Origin of the sequence: Streptomyces longisporoflavus (assembly GCF_014649775.1) — a bacterium.
GTDB classification, from domain to species: Bacteria; Actinomycetota; Actinomycetes; order Streptomycetales; family Streptomycetaceae; genus Streptomyces; species Streptomyces longisporoflavus.
The window spans coordinates 1-633 of the sequence record NZ_BMTR01000136.1 but is presented as its reverse complement, the minus strand read 5'-3'; the positions used below and the strand labels follow the sequence as shown (position 1 = coordinate 633).

At 36.2% G+C, this 633-nt stretch carries 1 pseudogene; it reads left to right on the top strand.

What is annotated here, in order from left to right:
• Window positions 1–296: 296 nt before the first annotated feature.
• Window positions 297–633, top strand: a pseudogene (locus tag IE226_RS45555) (IS982 family transposase); the annotation flags it as partial.

The following is a 633-nucleotide window of genomic DNA, read 5'->3' as shown; positions in this document are numbered from 1 at the left end:
GTAATTTTTCCCATTTTCAGACTACCTTTGTGTCATAGATGTAAAGTAACAAGAAATCATGGAACAAACTAAACACGGAATATCGGTAAAACGCCGTATCTATTCCTTTCCTATGAAAGGAGAGAGCAGGGCAGAGGCTATCTGCCGATCTTTTAGGCAATACACCCTGGTGGATTGGGCTAAATATACCTCAGTTCGGGATAAGAAATAGTGCCTAAAAAAGTTGGTAATCTCCGATATTTTTTGTATCTTTGTAGTTGAAATCCAATTAGTTACAAACATAAAAAGATATCATTATGGAGATTACCAAGGACAAAGTTACAGAATTATTTTGTATTATTGATGAATTTTACAAAGTTTTTGATGCTGAAAATGCAGGAAAATTGCTTTTGGGTGAAGATGGAGTAAAGCGCAGACGACGTAAAGCCTCTTTATCTGATAGTGAAATCATGACGATTTTGCTGTATTTCCATTTCGGCTCGTTCCGAAACTTCAAGCATTATTACCTATTCTTTATTAGAGGAACATTGAAGTCATATTTTCCAAATGCAGTGTCTTATAACCGTTTTGTAGAACTTGAAAGTCGCGTATTCTTCCCTCTCTTGTTCTTCCTGAATCTCCGTGCTTTTGGCA